The organism is Terriglobales bacterium, from assembly GCA_035543055.1.
Lineage (GTDB): Bacteria > Acidobacteriota > Terriglobia > Terriglobales > Acidobacteriaceae > JAIQFD01.
Genome location: DATKKJ010000147.1, coordinates 1 through 14,707 on the forward strand (window position 1 = coordinate 1; position 14,707 = coordinate 14,707).

12 protein-coding genes and 1 tRNA gene are annotated in these 14,707 nt (G+C 64.4%); 8 read left to right on the forward strand and 5 right to left on the reverse strand.

Annotation, left to right across the window (positions count from 1 at the left end):
• Positions 1-49 precede the first annotated feature (49 nt).
• Positions 50-2,515 carry a penicillin acylase family protein gene (locus VMS96_10005; protein HVP43757.1) on the reverse strand — a complete coding sequence of 822 codons (2,466 nt, stop codon included), beginning with the start codon at positions 2,513-2,515 and terminating at the stop codon, positions 50-52.
• A 162-nt stretch (positions 2,516-2,677) separates the two neighbouring features.
• Here VMS96_10005 and VMS96_10010 point away from each other — a divergent pair, with 162 nt between their 5' ends.
• From VMS96_10010 to VMS96_10020, 3 genes are all read left to right on the forward strand, one after another.
• Complete coding sequence (locus VMS96_10010) at positions 2,678-3,175, forward strand: transcriptional repressor (protein ID HVP43758.1); 498 nt, start codon at positions 2,678-2,680, stop codon at positions 3,173-3,175.
• A 128-nt stretch (positions 3,176-3,303) separates the two neighbouring features.
• Positions 3,304-3,729 (forward strand): DUF4870 domain-containing protein, encoded by a 426-nt coding sequence (locus tag VMS96_10015; GenBank protein HVP43759.1) that lies wholly within the window; start codon positions 3,304-3,306, stop codon positions 3,727-3,729.
• Between the two features lie 154 nt (positions 3,730-3,883).
• Positions 3,884-4,855 carry a hypothetical protein gene (locus VMS96_10020; GenBank protein HVP43760.1) on the forward strand — a complete coding sequence of 324 codons (972 nt, stop codon included), beginning with the start codon at positions 3,884-3,886 and terminating at the stop codon, positions 4,853-4,855.
• A 34-nt stretch (positions 4,856-4,889) separates the two neighbouring features.
• Here VMS96_10020 and VMS96_10025 read toward each other — a convergent pair whose 3' ends face one another.
• The gene (locus tag VMS96_10025) at positions 4,890-5,402 is read right to left on the reverse strand and encodes a hypothetical protein (GenBank protein ID HVP43761.1); all 513 of its coding nucleotides are present in this window, start codon (positions 5,400-5,402) and stop codon (positions 4,890-4,892) included.
• Positions 5,403-5,540: 138 nt separating this feature from the next.
• Positions 5,541-6,173, reverse strand: a complete 633-nt coding sequence (locus VMS96_10030) for a hypothetical protein (GenBank protein HVP43762.1) — start codon at positions 6,171-6,173, stop codon at positions 5,541-5,543.
• Between the two features lie 373 nt (positions 6,174-6,546).
• Between VMS96_10030 and VMS96_10035 the strand changes: the two genes are divergently transcribed.
• From VMS96_10035 to VMS96_10050, 4 genes are all read left to right on the forward strand, one after another.
• Positions 6,547-7,572 (forward strand): TonB family protein, encoded by a 1,026-nt coding sequence (locus tag VMS96_10035; protein ID HVP43763.1) that lies wholly within the window; start codon positions 6,547-6,549, stop codon positions 7,570-7,572.
• A gap of 36 nt (positions 7,573-7,608) precedes the next feature.
• Positions 7,609-9,357, forward strand: a complete 1,749-nt coding sequence (locus VMS96_10040) for a M48 family metalloprotease (GenBank protein HVP43764.1) — start codon at positions 7,609-7,611, stop codon at positions 9,355-9,357.
• A gap of 150 nt (positions 9,358-9,507) precedes the next feature.
• Positions 9,508-10,557 carry a hypothetical protein gene (locus VMS96_10045; GenBank protein ID HVP43765.1) on the forward strand — a complete coding sequence of 350 codons (1,050 nt, stop codon included), beginning with the start codon at positions 9,508-9,510 and terminating at the stop codon, positions 10,555-10,557.
• Positions 10,544-11,929, forward strand: a complete 1,386-nt coding sequence (locus VMS96_10050; GenBank protein ID HVP43766.1) for an MBOAT family protein — start codon at positions 10,544-10,546, stop codon at positions 11,927-11,929. The genes VMS96_10045 and VMS96_10050 overlap by 14 nt, the downstream gene beginning before the upstream one ends.
• Here the strand turns inward: VMS96_10050 and VMS96_10055 are convergent.
• The gene (locus VMS96_10055; GenBank protein HVP43767.1) at positions 11,926-12,963 is read right to left on the reverse strand and encodes a polysaccharide biosynthesis/export family protein; all 1,038 of its coding nucleotides are present in this window, start codon (positions 12,961-12,963) and stop codon (positions 11,926-11,928) included. The two genes, VMS96_10050 and VMS96_10055, sit on opposite strands and share 4 nt — an antisense overlap.
• Positions 12,964-13,089: 126 nt before the next feature.
• Here VMS96_10055 and VMS96_10060 point away from each other — a divergent pair.
• Positions 13,090-13,165: transfer RNA gene (locus tag VMS96_10060), tRNA-Phe, on the forward strand.
• 62 nt (positions 13,166-13,227) lie between these two features.
• Here VMS96_10060 and VMS96_10065 read toward each other — a convergent pair.
• A complete protein-coding gene (locus VMS96_10065; GenBank protein HVP43768.1) occupies positions 13,228-14,559 on the reverse strand; it encodes a tyrosine-type recombinase/integrase in 1,332 nt (443 codons plus the stop codon).
• Between the last annotated feature and the right edge of the window lie 148 nt (positions 14,560-14,707).

A 14,707-nucleotide genomic window follows, 5' to 3' on the forward strand; every position in this document is an offset into this window, starting at 1 on the left:
TGAGCGTCAGAGATCGGTCAATCGCGACGGCCCCCCAATCCGGGGGCCATCACTTGGCGGGTTGCAGCACCAGTTCGTGTCTCTTCGCCGCCGTCACCGCGGCCTCGGAGAACGGCATGATGAAGGTGCTGCCTTCATACCAGGCCCGCCACTGGTCTTCGTAATGGGGGCTGAAGATCTGCCCCGACTGACCGGTGACCACATTCATGGTGGAGCGGTCAAGGTCGGAGAGATCCACGGTCATGCGTTCCGACGGCGCCAACGCGGGAGTGGTCTGCTTCACGGTGAATCCGTCGCCGGAGATGGGCACCTTACCGGGGCCTGCCCAGCGACGCACGATCCTCAGGCGTCCCAGGACAGGGTGCTCGACGGTCAAGGACTGCTCTTTTCCCCAAGTCCAGTCTGCCAGGTCGCGGGGCACGTTGCCGGTGTTGAGCGCGGCCTCCAGCGCGGCCACCAGCAGCTCGTTGTAACTCGCATAGGGCTTGGGCAGCCAGCGCGCCGGCTGGCGGTCCAGGATGTTCTCCAGGGCCACCGACGCCATCCAGCTGTTGTACTCCGCGAACTGGGGCCCGAGCCCGGGCTGCAAGAGCAGGCGGAAGAGCTGGTTGCGGGCGGCGGTCTCGATGGTCGGGGCGGCGGCGTCCGCAGTCACGCGCCCGTCCCAGGAGCGCAAGATCTCCGCCGCGGCTCGTGCCCGCGGCGAAGCTTTGGCGTGGTCCACCGCATACACCAGCTTATCGGCCACGTAATGGTCGAAGTCGCTGTAGATGTCCATCTGCAGCCCCAGCATGTCGGCGGCGCTGAACTTCTTGCCCGACTGCAACACCTTGTAGATGCGCTCGGTGCGGTAGGGCGCCATCCAATGGGTGCTGATGAGGTACGGATACCGGTTGGGGACGATGCGCCCGTTGGCCGTGGCGATGATCCCCGAGGGCGGGTCGAGGACTCGGGGCAACTGGTCGAACGGGATGTACCCGGTCCACTCGTATGCGCCGGTGTCGCCCGGGACCGGCACGCTGCCGTCCCCCGCTTTGCGCAGGGGGACGAGTCCGGCCGCCTGGTATCCGATATGCCCGTCCACGTCGGCGTACACCACGTTCTGGCCCGGGCCGGGAAAACGCGAGAGTGCTTCCCGGAACTGCTGCCAGTTCTGGGCGGCGTTGAGCGCGCCGAAGGAGATGGGGACGCCCTTGGGGTCGTACACCGTCCAGCCCAGGGCCAGCTTGCGTTTCTCTCCCGGTACAAGTTGGCTGACGACGGGCCCGTGGCGGGTGGCGAGGATGGCCAATCGAACGTCATTCCCGCCTTTCACCTTTATGGTTTCGACCAGCGCAGAAGGCTTCCGCCAGCCGTCCGGCGTCATGTACTCCCCTTTTTCGTTGGAGGTCTCGATAAAGAGGTCCTGCACGTTGGCGCCCAGGTTGGTGAATCCCCAGGCGATGCGCTGGTTGTGTCCCACGATGACGTAGGGCGTGCCGGGGAGGGTGAAACCCACGACGTCGAGATCGTTGCACTTCAGGTGCGCTTCGTACCACAGATTCGGCATCTGCACCGGCAGGTGCATGTCATTGGACAAAAGCGGCTTGCCGGTCACGGTGTGGGCGCCGGATACGGCCCAGTTGTTGGAGCCGGGGAGTGTGAGCTGCGGCGACCAGGCTTGGATCTCGGCCGCCAGCTGGGCCACGGTGGGCACGGTTTCGCCGGCCGGAGCGACCCTGGGGAGACGAAGCTGGGTACGCTGCATCCCGTCATCCGAATCGGGATCGTCTGGGTCATCCGCCGGCTGAGCCTCGATGGACTCGGAGCCCGGGGGATGGTCGCGCCACGAGGTGGTGGGATAGAGGTCGGCGGCAAGCTCCGGGCCGAGCTTCGCGATCACCCGCTCTTGTTGCAGTTCATACGGCCACAGGTTCGTAAGCAGCGAGCTCATGTGCAGGCCGAGCAGCAGGGAATCAGCCGGTTTCCACGGACCCGGGGAGTACCGCAGCACACGAAACTCCACCGGCAGATTGTCGCGGTGCGACTCGATGTAGGCGTTGACCCCGGCGGCATAGGCCTCGAGATCGGCGCGGTCGGCGGCAGACAGGGCAGCGGCGGCGCGGGCGGCCATGGGGCCGAGCAGGAGGTTGCGCTGCCCGATGTCGTGGGTCAGGGAGGACGGGCCGAAGATCTCCGCCATGTAGCCGCCGGCGTAGCGGCGCAGGGCGTCCATCTGCCACAGCCGGTCCTGGGCGGTCACGTAGCCTTGGGCAAAGAGCAGATCACGGCGGGTCTCCGCCGTGATGTGCGGTACTCCCTGTGGGTCTCGGATCACCCGGACCGGCGCGGAGAGGCCGGCCACTTGCACCGTGCCGTCCAGAGCAGGCAAGGCCCGGCGGGCGACAGCGATCACGTAACCAGCCGCCGCCAGAAAGGCCAACAGAGCGACCACCGATCCGATGGAAACGATCTTCCAAAAGAGCGGGATGCGTTCGGAAGCCTCGGGAACTGGAGCCGGGCGGGAAGTGGACATGCCTGGAGCGATTCTAGCATCGCTGCATGCCGGCGCCGGCGGTCCGCAGATTCCATTGCGAAGACCCGAATGACGGATGGTATGCTGAATTCGGAGAGGCGTTGGAGCGGCCTAATACGCCGGGTCACGGGGCTCCACGCGAACCGGCCGTCCCGACCAAACATGCTGCAGAAGAGGATCGACGACCACGTGGTGATCTCGCGCGAAGCCATGCGCGAGGCGGAGGCGATCTTCCACAGCCATCTGAAGAGGGTGGGGCTGAAACAGACCGGCCAGCGCGACACCATCCTGCGCACCTTCATCGAGACCCGCGAGCACCTGTCCACCGAGGAACTGGCGCGGCTGGTGCGCAAACGCGATGCCAAGATCGGCTACACCACCGTCTACCGCACTCTGAAGCTGCTGGCCGAGTGTGGTCTGGCCAGCGAGGTCGAATTCCACGACGGCATCGCCCGCTTCGAGCACCAGTACAACCGCCGCAGCCATCACCACATGGTCTGCACCGAGTGCGGGGGCTCGGTGGAGTTCTTCTCTCCCGAGGTGGACCGGGTCGAGCGGGAGATCGGGCGCAAGCACCACTATCTCACCACCCGCCACACCTTCCAGGTGTACGGTCTCTGCGAAGATTGCCGCAAGAAGCGCGGGCGGCGCCTCGGCTGATCTGCGGTTGGATTCATGAAGCTCTGGTGAAATCCTTGCGTTTACGCGTCCGACTTTGATACTGTGCGCGCCGACACGACCGCTGCGGCCACTCCGCAGCTCGAAAACAGACGATCGAGGGAGGACGCATGGCACGTTTTTGTGCAAGCTGCGGAGCGCAGATGGCGGACACCGCGACCGCGTGTCCCGCTTGTGGCAAGGCCGCCGGCCAATCGGCAGGCGGTGGAGCGGGAGCCGCCCAGGCGGGAGGATTGCAGGACAACCTGGCAGGAGCGCTGGCGTACCTGTGGATCGTCGCCATCATCTTCCTGCTGCTCGAGCCGTATAACCGGAACAAGTTCGTACGCTTCCACTCCTTCCAAGCGCTGTTCCTCGGTCTGCTGTCCATTGCCGGCCACATCGTGCTCGGCATGATCCCGGTGATCGGCTGGGTCATCCTGCCGTTCTTCTCGCTGGCGATCTTCGTGGTTGCCATCATTTGCGCGATCAAGGCGTTCGGCAACCAGGAGTTCAAACTGCCGGTGCTGGGCGAACTGGCGGCCAAACAGGTCTAGCGCCGGTCCTGGCGCACACCGGGGCGGCGGGAGCCGCCCCATTCGTTTATCCACACCGAGCGCGGCTTGACATTACTGCCGTGCGGTGTCATTTCTATCTGCTTTTGCTTTGCCGGCGGAGACGGCCTGACGGCCGTCTCTACGAAGGGGAATCTTGAGGGTCCGGGTCTTCTTTCACGACAAGTGTTTCGATGGGGCCTGCTCGGCGGCGCTCTTCTCCCGTTTCTACCGCGAACGCATCCGCGAGGACGTCCAGTTCCAGTTCAGCGGGCTGGCCCATCGCGCCGGCGCCCTCTTCGACGAGAGCAAGTTCGACGGCGACGAGAACGCCATCGTGGACTTCAAGTACTCCACCTCGCCCAAGATCAACTGGTGGTTCGACCATCATCAGAGCGCGTTCCTGACCCCGGAAGACGCCGCCCACTTCGAGCAGCAGCAGAGCAACAAGAAGTTCTACGACCCCGATTTCAAGTCCTGCACCAAGTTCATCGCCACCATCGCCGACAAGCACTTCGGCTTCAATGCCCGGCCGCTGGAAGAGCTGGTGGAGTGGGCCGACATCATCGATGGCGCCCAGTTCTCCGATCCCCAGACCGCGGTGGAGCTGAAGGCCCCGGCCATGCGGCTGACCATGGTCATCGAATCCACCCAGGACCCGACCTTCCTGCCCCGGCTGATCCCGATGCTGGTGGAGAAGCCGCTGGCGGAGCTGGTGCGCGAACCCTTCGTCGGCGCGCTGCTGCCGCCACTGCTGGAGCGTCATCAGCGCTCCATCGACCTGCTGCGGCAGCGCTCGGAATGCAAGGACGGGACGGTGTTCTTCGACGTGTCGGACCAGGAGCTGGAGGGCTACAACAAGTTCGTCCCCTATTACCTGCACCCGGAAAGCGTGTACAGCGTGGGACTGAGCCGGTCGAGCTTCCGCACCAAGGTCTCGGTGGGTTCGAACCCGTGGGCCGGGCAAGAGAACATGGCCAACCTGGCGGCGATCTGCGAGCGCTACGGCGGCGGCGGACACGCCCGCGTCGGCGCTATCTCCTTCGAGCCGACGCAGATCGAGCGGGCGCGCCAGGCGGCCAATGAGATCGTCCACGAGCTGCGGGAGCACGTTCGCCAGAACCGCTGAGGTGTCTCGCCGGCACGGGCGGCGGGTTCAGGGGCTACTCCCAGGCCAGGAGTTGATTGCCGTCGGGCAGCGGCTTGTAGGAGATGCGGATCTTTCGTCCCGCGCGCAGGTGCTGGACGTTGCCGCTGAACACCATGGAGCGGCTGGAGGGCGAACCCTCCGCCCGGAAGCTGACCAGCGACCGGTCCGCGTACCCCACCGGCATCTCGTACAGGCGCACGCCTTCCACCACGCCAGTCTCGGTCACGACGCCATCCGCGCTGGGAGGCGGCGGAGGGGTCGGCGGCCCGGCGGCCGACCGCTGCGCGGACGGACGAGAGGAGGCAGCGGATGTCGTGGTGGTCGCCCCCGGGCGCTTGAGGAAGGGCAGCAGGCCCAGGGCGCGTGCTTCCAGCAACGTATTCAGGAAGAACACGCCCGAGATCGCCGCCAGGATGAGGGAAGTGAACAATCCATCCACGGTGGCGATCCACCCGGCCAGGGCGATCAGCACGATCCCCACCAGCGGAATGAGCCCCAGCACCAGAGAGAGCACCAACATCAGCATAAGAAGATCCCCACAGGCAGCCGACCTGGCAGGAGGCCCGCCTCTGGGGCGCTAGCCTCGCACTGATTATGCGGCATGGGACGGGTAGGAGCGCAAGCCGTAGCCTGCTTAGCGAGGTGGTCCGATTGGCAGTGCGTCTTAGGGACCGGAAGGGCTGCTTTCCGAGCAGAATCCGTTCACCGCGCAATAAGCGACAATGCCCGAAAGCGCCGCGGCTGCGGCGGCTGGGATGTAGGCCTTGCTGGTGGCCTGGGGCGTCGTGGTGGTCGTGACCGGTCCGCACACACCGCCCGGGCGTTGGCGGGTGAGTGATTGCCCAGCGGAAAGCGGATGCTTCTGTCCGTCGTCGACCACGGCCGCGCCTTCTTCCACAGTGATCCTCAACGTGCCGCCGCCTTGCGACACGCGGAACCTGGTGGCGCCTTGTCCGGCTGGCGTGATGGTGATGCCCGCCACCCGCACCACTGCTCCCGTGCTGGTGATTACCAGCATGCTGCCACATCCCAGGTCCAGAGCCCTATCGGAAAAGATGACAGAGCTGCTCGGATCGAGCTGGATCATGGTGCCCTGGGCGGAGATGGTAGCGGTGCTGTTGGCCAGCGTCTCTACCTTGTCTCCGGCGAAGACGGTGGTGGATGAAGGCACGTTGGAACCGTTCACCCGCACCGCTCCCTGGGCCTGGACCGTGCCTTGCGCGGGCGCGGCCAGCAGGGTCAGGGGACAAAGCAGCAGGAGGACGAACGCGGTGAGCTTGCTGAGACTCGTCGGCATCCAACATTGGATGCTATGCGTACTCCACGAAGTCAGTCAATGTGACTTTGGTGCAACGGTCACGGAAGGCGGTGGAAAACGGGACAGGTGGATGCCCCCGGATCGGGGCCTGCCGGGGCTGGGCACGTTTTTCCCCGCCAGCGTAACTTCTACATTCCTCCCCGATTCCGAGCAGCGCGCAAATCCCACGGCTAGAGCGACTTTCTGCTGGTACTCCGCTTGCGAGAGTTGATGGTGGAGGAGACTGAACTTCCGACCGAGGAGCCCGATGGCCGAGCGGACACTGGCAGAACGGCCCAATAGCCTGCCCACAGGACATCTTGTAGGAGCGGCAGAACACCCCTAAGCTGCGGGGCGGAGTCCAGGAGTGGGGATGGATCACACGCGCAATCCGCTGCTTGCTCCCTTGGCCGCCCCCCCGGCCCGCACCCGGCAATTCGGCGCCAGCTTGCTCTCGCATGTGGCTGTGCTGATGGTTTTGGCGCTTATCCCTATCACCCATCCCGAGGTGGTTCCCCGGAGGTCGAATTCCACCTACCTGGTGATGCCGCTGCTCACCGAGTATCAGCCTCCCAAGCACGTGCCGGAGGCGCCGACAGTGAAACTGCCGCCGGCGCCGCGGGCGCCCGAGACATTCGCGCGCCTGCAACCTCCGCCTTTGCCCCGACGGGTGGAGCGCGAGGTCGAGCCTCCCAAAATCGCGCCGGCGAAGTTCGACCCGAAGATCGTGCCGCCGGTCGCGGTCCAACCCAAACCGGTACGTGAGGTCAAGACCGGCCTCCTGAGCCAGGGAAGTTCTGCTCCGCCGACCGTGAAGGCGCCGGTGAGCAAAGTGCAGACCGGCGGCTTCGGAGATGAGAACGGCGTGAATGGCGAGGGCCGCCGTGATGCCCGGCTGGTGGTGGCCCATCTGGGCTCCCCGGACCTGCCCTTCGGTGGGCGCGGGTACGGCAACGGATCGGGGGACGCGCGCGGCGTCCGCGGCACGGTCGCTAGCGCCGGATTCGGTAACGGAGTGGCCACCAGCGTGACCGGTGGCAATGCGCGCCAGGTCCAGGCCGGAGGATTCGGGGACGGAGCAGCGGTCGGCTCCGCACCGGCGCGCCGCATGCAGCGCGAGGCCGGCGACGTCAAGCCGGTCGAGATCATCTCCAAGCCCCGCCCGGTCTATACCGCCGAGGCGCGGCAGTTGAAGATCGAGGGGGAAGTCCTGCTCGATGTCACTTTCGGGGCTGACGGCACGCTGCGCGTCCAACGTGTGGACCGCGGTCTGGGACACGGTCTGGATGAGGCGGCCATCCGCGCCGCCCAACAGATCCGCTTCCGCCCGGCCCGGCGCGATGGACAGCCCTTCGACACCGTGGCCGTCCTGCACATTGTCTTTGAACTGGCATATTGAGCCGCAGCGCGACTTGCGCGCGCGGTGGGGGAATATATGAAGAAAGCAACGCTGCTCCTGAGCACCCTTTTGCTGGCTTCGATGGCGCTGGCGGAATCGCCTGCGGTCACGGAAGAACAGGCCATCGACCGCTTCATCGCGCGCGAACAATTGCTGGTGCAGAACCTGCATAACTTCTCCCCGCTGGTCGAGACCTACATCCAGCACATGCGGCCGGACGCCGAGCTGGGTTCGGTGCCGGAGAAGGACGAGTACTTCCTGGGGCGCATGCAACTGACCAATGTCGTCCGTCAGGAGAGCTATAGCGGGACCCGGGGCCGCCCGCGCAGGTTCCTGGACGCCATCACCGGCATGTTCACGCTCCGCTTCGCGCCCGAAGGGTTTGACGGGCTCGTTCTGGTGGACGGGGAGCACTTCGACCGCGCCCATTACGATTTCCGCTTCGTCCGGCGGGAGTTCCTGGGAGACATCCGCACCCTGGTCTATGACGTGACCCCCAAGAAAGGGATGAAGTCGGGTTTCCTGGGACGCATCTGGGTGGAGGACCAGGAATTCAACATCGTTCGCTTCAACGGCACCCACCAGAACGCGGGCATGTTCCAGTACCAGTTCCATTTCGACAGCTGGCGGCAGAACGTCCGGCCGGGCTTGTGGCTGCCGACCGTGGTGTACAACGAAGAATCGGGCATGAAGGTGGGGATGTTCCGCACTCTGCGCTTCAAGTCGCAGACCCGGCTCTGGGGCTACGATCCGCACTTCAACGGACTGGATTCCGAGCTGACCTCGATCAAAGTGGAGTCCAAGACCGGGGCCCAGGACCACAGCCAGACCGCCGACGAGTATTCGCCGCTTCTCAGCCAGCGCATGTTCGAAGGCGAGGCCGAGCAGAACCTGGTGGAGCGCCTGGAGCGCGCCGGCCTGATCGCCCCCAAGGGCGAAGTGGACAAGGTCCTCGACACCGTGGTCAACAACCTGGAGATCACCAACAACCTCGATATCCAGCCCGAAGTACGCTGCCGGGTGCTGCTGACCTCGCCGCTGGAATCCTTCACCGTGGGCCACACCATCGTGCTCAGCCGCGGCCTGATCGACACCCTGCCTGACGAAGCCAGCCTGGCGGCGGTGCTGGCGCGCGAGCTGGCGCACATCACGCTCGGGCATCGACTCGACACCAAGTACTCCTTCGCCGATCGCACATTGTTCGCTGACGCCAAGACCTTCCAGTCGGTCAGCCTGCGCCGTACCGAACCCGAGGAAGTCGCGGCCGACACCAAGGCGATCGCCTTGCTCAAGAACTCGCCTTACTCCGCCAAGATGGGGAACGCAGGCTTGTTCCTGCGCCAACTGCAGGCCCGCGCCGGTTCGCTGCCCAGCCTGACCACGCCACGCATCGGGAACCCGATGATCCAGGGCGAGCGGGTCGTAATGTCGGAACTGGCCAGCAGCGCGCCGCAGCTGGAGATGCAGCGCACCGAGCAAGTGGCCGCCCTGCCGCTGGGCGCGCGAGTGAAGCTGGACCCCTGGAGCAACTCCATCGAGCTGCTGAAAGCGCGACCGGTACCTGTGCTCTCGGCGCGGGAGAAGATGCCTTTCGAGGTCACACCGCTGCGGCCTTACCTGAAACGCCTGTCGGGCGACGCCGCCGCTCCGGAGACCGCCGCAGATGCGACCCCGCAGACCGCCGCCGCGGATTCCGTCGGCACGCCGACTTCCCAGGCCGCGCCAGCAACCGATACCAACCGCCGCATGAACATCGTCCACATCACCGACTCGAAGCAGCCCTGACCGCCGCCTCTCCGCCGAACGGCACAGCTCTGAAGGGCTGTGCCGTTTCTTGTTGGTCGCATAGAGCGCATTCGATCCTCTGTTAGAATCACGCAAAACCCTTCTTTGGGTCGCTTGCGCACTCCTTCTGAAATCTCGGCGCCTTCCGCCATGGCCACCGCAGCCGCGCAAGATCCTGCTGCCGCCGAACTCTGGCGTCCCTTCGTGCGCCGCTTCCTCGGCTTGCTGCTCGGTTCACTGCTGGCGATCGTATCCATGAATTTCCTCGTCAATCCTATGGGCCTGTATCCCCCGCACTGGCTGCCTCCGGTCACCTGGAACACCCGGACGATCAAGCCGGAACTGCTGCAACAGGCGCGACCGAAGCCGCAGGTGATGATTCTGGGTTCCTCCCGTTCCATGCAGATCGCCCCAGCGGAAGTACGGCAGATAACAGGACTGCCCACCTTTAATGCGGCCGTGGATTCAGCTATGGCCGAGGACTACTACTTGATGCTGCGGTATGCCGTGGAACGCGCCGGTATCGCTCCGAAGATGGTTCTCCTGGGAGTGGATGTCGAAGCGTTCCATAATGCCCGTCCTGTCGACGATCGGGTTTTTGAAGCCGAGGCCTTCCGCGAGCTCCTTCCTGGACACACTTTCTGGGCATGGAAGATGTTCTACAAGCTTTTTGTGCACCAGCAGACACACTTGGCGCTGCGCTCCCTGCGGATTCAGCTAACCGGCCACTTCCCCTTGCGGGATCATTTCGACCCCGATGGCTATCTGCACTACGGCGACTACGAGAAGGAGAGAGCAACGGGTCATTACGACGTGAATGCCAAGATCCAGCGGAATGTGGCGTGGTATGTGGAGCGTACCGCCGGCTACACCGCCATCTCACCGGAAAGGCAGAAGTATCTCGAGGAGCTCTTGCAGTACTGCCATGACCGCAACATCAAGGTGGTGATGTGGGTGACGCCGCTGGGCCCGCGGCTGCTCGAAACCCTCGGTCCCCGCGGCTATGACCAACGCGAGAGGGAAGTGCTCGCAATGCTGCAGGAAGAGGGCGCCAAGTACGGCGCGGAGGTGTACGACTTCAGCGCGGTGGAAAAGTTCGGCGGCGATCCTCGGGGCTTCTGGGACGGCGCCCACATGACCGAGCAGAATAACGCGCTGGTCACCCGGCTGATGTTGCGGAGGACGGATGCTGTTCAATAGCTACATCTTCGTCCTCGTCTTCCTGCCGGTGGTCCTGCTGGGCTGGTGGCAGCTGGGCAACACGCGGTTGCGGCTGGTGTTCCTCACCCTCGCCAGCTACGTCTTCTACGGCTGGTGGGACTGGCGCTTCCTGCCCCTGATGATCGCCTCCACCACCGTGGACTACATCGCCGGGCAGCACATCGCGCGCAGCGACGACCCGCGCACCCGCAAGCTCTGGCTGGTATGCTCGCTCTCATTCAACCTGGCGATCCTCGGCTTCTTCAAATACTACGGCTTCTTCGCGCGCTCGGTGAACGCAGTCGCCGGCCAGATGGGGCTGCTCGGCTTCGCCCCGGTGCTGAACATCATCCTGCCCATCGGCATCTCGTTCTACACCTTCAACTCGATGAGCTACACCATCGACATCTACCGGCGCATCGTGCGCCCGGCCAGGAGCGTGGTGCACTTTTCGGCCTTCGTGGCCATGTTCCCCCACCTGGTGGCCGGGCCCATCGTCCGCTACGCAGACATCGAGGACCAGTTCAACGACCTGAAGACCCGCCTGCCCTGGCACCAGGCCTCGGTCGGGATCTACTTCTTCGTGGTCGGTATGGCGAAAAAGCTGCTGATCGCCGACCAGCTCGCCCCCCAGGTGAACGCCTACTTCGCGGCGCCGTACGGGCTGGGGGCGGCGGCCGCGTGGATCGGCGCGCTCGGCTACACCTTCCAGCTTTACTTTGATTTTTCCGGCTATAGCGATATGGCCGTGGGGCTTGCTCACCTGCTCGGCATCCAGTTCCCGCAGAACTTCAACTCCCCCTACAAGGCCGAGAACATCGCCGACTTCTGGCGTCGCTGGCACATGAGCCTCAGCACCTGGCTGCGCGACTATCTCTTCATCCCCCTGGGCGGTTCGCGCGGCAGCACCCTGGCCACCGGGCGCAACCTTTTCATCACCATGTTTCTCGGCGGTCTGTGGCACGGCGCCAACTGGACCTTCGTGGTCTGGGGCATGTATCACGGGGTGCTTCTGGCGGGCTACCACATCCTCAGGAAGCGCGGCCTGACGCCGAAATCGCTCGCACTGTCGCGCGCCGTGACCTTCCTGTGTGCCGTGGTGGGCTGGGTGTTCTTCCGCGCCGAGACCCTGCCCAAGGCGGCGCGCATCCTGCATGCGATGGTGGGAGGGGAAGGCTTTGCCGCACCCCACGTCCCCTTCGGGTACCTCGCCTTGATCGTGGCCGCGGCGGCGATCTCCTTCGTGGCGCCCAACACCTGGGAGATCAAGCTCGAGCCCAAGGCGCGCTATGCCTATCTCCTGGCCTTGGTCCTGGTGTACACCATCCTGCTGCTGGAGAAGGAGAGCCCGTTCCTGTACTTCCAGTTCTAGGGGATGCGGATGGCCAGCCCGCTGGCGATGCCCAGGACGGAACTCAAAGTCTGCTCCGCGGCGCGCTTGCCGCCACTGGCGGGGACGAACAGGATGTCGTCCGCCTGTAAGGGGACGTCCTTTTGTTTGGCGTCGAGGATCTTGCGCAGCGCCACCGGGATCTCTTCGTAGCTGCCGTCGGCTTTCTTGCGGATGACCTTGGAGTTGTCCAGCTTGGCGTACCGTCCGGGGCCGTGGGCCAGCGCCAGCGCTTTCAGCACAGTGAAGTTCTGCGAGGCCTCCATCAGGTAGCCACTGGGCTGCTGTACCTCGCCCACCACGTAGATGACGCCCGCGCGCGTGACCAGGATGGTGTCGCCCTGCACGATCTCCACGTTGCTGGCACTGTTCTTCGCCGGATCGGGATCGAAGCTAACGCTCTGCGGTTCCAGTGGGCGGTCGCGGTGGGTGATGGTCACCACCCGCCCGGCGCGCTCGGTGAGCCCGCCGGCGGCGGAGATCAGGTCGAACAGGCGCCGCGATCCGAAGATGGGATAGATGCCGGGCTTCTGCACTTCGCCCATCACCGAGACGCCGGTGGCGTACTCGGCGACGAAGATGGTGACGTGGGGCTCGTTGACGAATCTCCCCTCGACCAGGCGCTGCTCGATGGCCGTCTGCGCCTCGGGGATGGTCAGCCCGTCCAGGTGAACGTAGCCCACCAGGGGCAGGTACACGTCGCCGGAACTGGTGATACGGGCCTTCTGGCTGAGATCGGGAACGCCGAACACGCTGATGTCGAGCAGGTCACCCGGGCCCATCCGCACCGCTCCATAGGCTGCGGGCGCCGGCGATCCCGGGGTTTGCTCCGCGGGCTTCTGCGCGAAGACAGCGCCCGCATCCTGCGCCGCCGGAGGGGCCGCGTCTTGCTTCGTAGGTTGGGCGGTTTGCTGCGCCGAGGCGGTCAGCGATGCGACCAGCGCAAGCGCACAGAGGAACATTCGCAGCGAGGAAGAGACCTGCGAGAACATCATGGGATGAGGAGAGTCTAGCACGCGCCGACATTCCGTTGGAGGCCGGTTTGAGCGCCCGCAGCAAGGTTGTTATAATCAAGGCTCCGCAAGCGAAATCCGGCCCGTGTGGTGGCCGGCCTGTGGTGCAATCCTGCACAGCGCAAGCGTGGCCAGGTAGCTCAGCTGGTAGAGCGCAGCCCTGAAAAGGCTGGCGTCGGCGGTTCGATTCCGTCCCTGGCCACCATCGTTTCAATCACTTGCATCGCGCGTTCCCGTCCGTTTGGCTGCACTTGGCTGCAATTGACTCTAGTTCACCAGCTGCGACCGCACTGGGGCTGAAATGGTTGGCTCAGCCGCGGTCGGTTGTAATGTGCGGGCATGGACCATCTCCGCCAGCTTGCTCAGGGCGCGCCGCTGCGATTCGGGCACGAACTGGGCGTAGATGTCCATGGTGGTCGAGATGCGGGAGTGCCGCATCTGTCCCTGCACGTCCTTGGGATTGGCGCCGGCCTCGATCATCCAGGTGGCGTGCGAAGTGCGCAAACACCGCCAGTTGACCCAATCCAGCTCCAGTTTGCGCGCGGCCGGCTTGATGTGCCGCGACAGGATGTTGTTGTCGCGCATGGCTGCGCCGGTTCTGACCGACTGAAAGACCAGATCCGTCGGCCCGTCGGATTTGACCAGCTTGTGTCGTCTTCGAGCCCGTCCCGCCCGGACCTCAACGGTAAGCGTCTTGAGGCGGTTCAGGCGCTCGACGACGCAAGCTTCGACGCCGATGGTGGCATTGCTGGCCTGGCTCTTGGGCGCAGCCCAATCGCCGCGGCAGCAACGCTCATCGATGGTCAGCGAGTCAGCATGCACGTCCTCCCATTTGAGCCCGATCAGTTCGCTTACCCGTAAACCGGTCCAGACCGCCACGTAGAGCATGGTGGCGTAGGGCTCTGGGACGGCCTGCACGAGCTGGTTGAACTGTTCCGGGGTGATATGGGGTTTGGTCCGATGCTTGCCCCGCCGATCGACCGGCATGCGCACGTTCGCAACCGGGTTCTTGACCAGCAGCCCGTACTGTAGGGCTGAGCCCAGGATCCCGGAGAGGACATCGCGGATCTTGTCCTTGGATTCGGGTGAGAGTTTGGAGTCGACAAGCCCGGAAAAATACCGCTGAACAGTGAGAGGCGTCAGATCCCTTAGAGACAGCTGGCCAAAGGCAGGGACCAGGTAATGCCTGATTACGCCGTCATAGCGGTCTCGAGTCGTCTTGGCCAAAAGCGGCATGACCACGGGTTTATAGGTCTGTTCGATGTAGCTGTTGAAGTTAGTCGCCGATCCGATGCACTCCAGCCCCTGGTTGAGCGGCCGGAGATACTCAGCGGCGATTTTCTTTACTTCCAGCTTGGGTAAGGTGGCCGGAGCCAGCCGAACCCGTTTGTTGCTGCGCTTGAGCTTGCCTGCGGTGGCCACATCCTGCCGAACCTGGATGGTCCACCACTTCCCGCGCCGCACCGGCGTCGGGTCTTGAAAACGCCTTCGGGCCATCCGCTCAAAGTCTCCTTTAAGCGGGTCGCCGGTGTTTGCCTCGCGCGAAACAATACGACGGTGACCCTCCGCCGTCAACGAATTGTGCGCGGGCGAGGCCATGAGCTCAGGCAGAACCCTTCCAAGTCCATGGCTTGGGCGCCATGTCGATTCCGTACCGCCTTTGTGCTTGATCGATCTCCCATTCGTCGGGGTAGGTAGTGAACGAGATACTGTACCCAGCTGGTGCGAGGAGTTCGTTTAGTTGTTC

What these genes read in the sequence shown, in the direction of transcription:
- VMS96_10005 (HVP43757.1), bottom strand. Translation starts at nt 2,515, where the DNA reads ATGTCCACTTCCCGCCCGGCTCCAGTTCCCGAGGCTTCCGAACGCATC.
- VMS96_10010 (HVP43758.1), top strand. Translation starts at nt 2,678, where the DNA reads ATGCTGCAGAAGAGGATCGACGACCACGTGGTGATCTCGCGCGAAGCC.
- VMS96_10015 (HVP43759.1), top strand. Translation starts at nt 3,304, where the DNA reads ATGGCACGTTTTTGTGCAAGCTGCGGAGCGCAGATGGCGGACACCGCG.
- VMS96_10025 (HVP43761.1), bottom strand. Translation starts at nt 5,402, where the DNA reads ATGCTGATGTTGGTGCTCTCTCTGGTGCTGGGGCTCATTCCGCTGGTG.
- VMS96_10030 (HVP43762.1), bottom strand. Translation starts at nt 6,173, where the DNA reads ATGCCGACGAGTCTCAGCAAGCTCACCGCGTTCGTCCTCCTGCTGCTT.
- VMS96_10035 (HVP43763.1), top strand. Translation starts at nt 6,547, where the DNA reads ATGGATCACACGCGCAATCCGCTGCTTGCTCCCTTGGCCGCCCCCCCG.
- VMS96_10040 (HVP43764.1), top strand. Translation starts at nt 7,609, where the DNA reads ATGAAGAAAGCAACGCTGCTCCTGAGCACCCTTTTGCTGGCTTCGATG.
- VMS96_10045 (HVP43765.1), top strand. Translation starts at nt 9,508, where the DNA reads ATGGCCACCGCAGCCGCGCAAGATCCTGCTGCCGCCGAACTCTGGCGT.
- VMS96_10050 (HVP43766.1), top strand. Translation starts at nt 10,544, where the DNA reads ATGCTGTTCAATAGCTACATCTTCGTCCTCGTCTTCCTGCCGGTGGTC.
- VMS96_10065 (HVP43768.1), bottom strand. Translation starts at nt 14,559, where the DNA reads ATGGCCTCGCCCGCGCACAATTCGTTGACGGCGGAGGGTCACCGTCGT.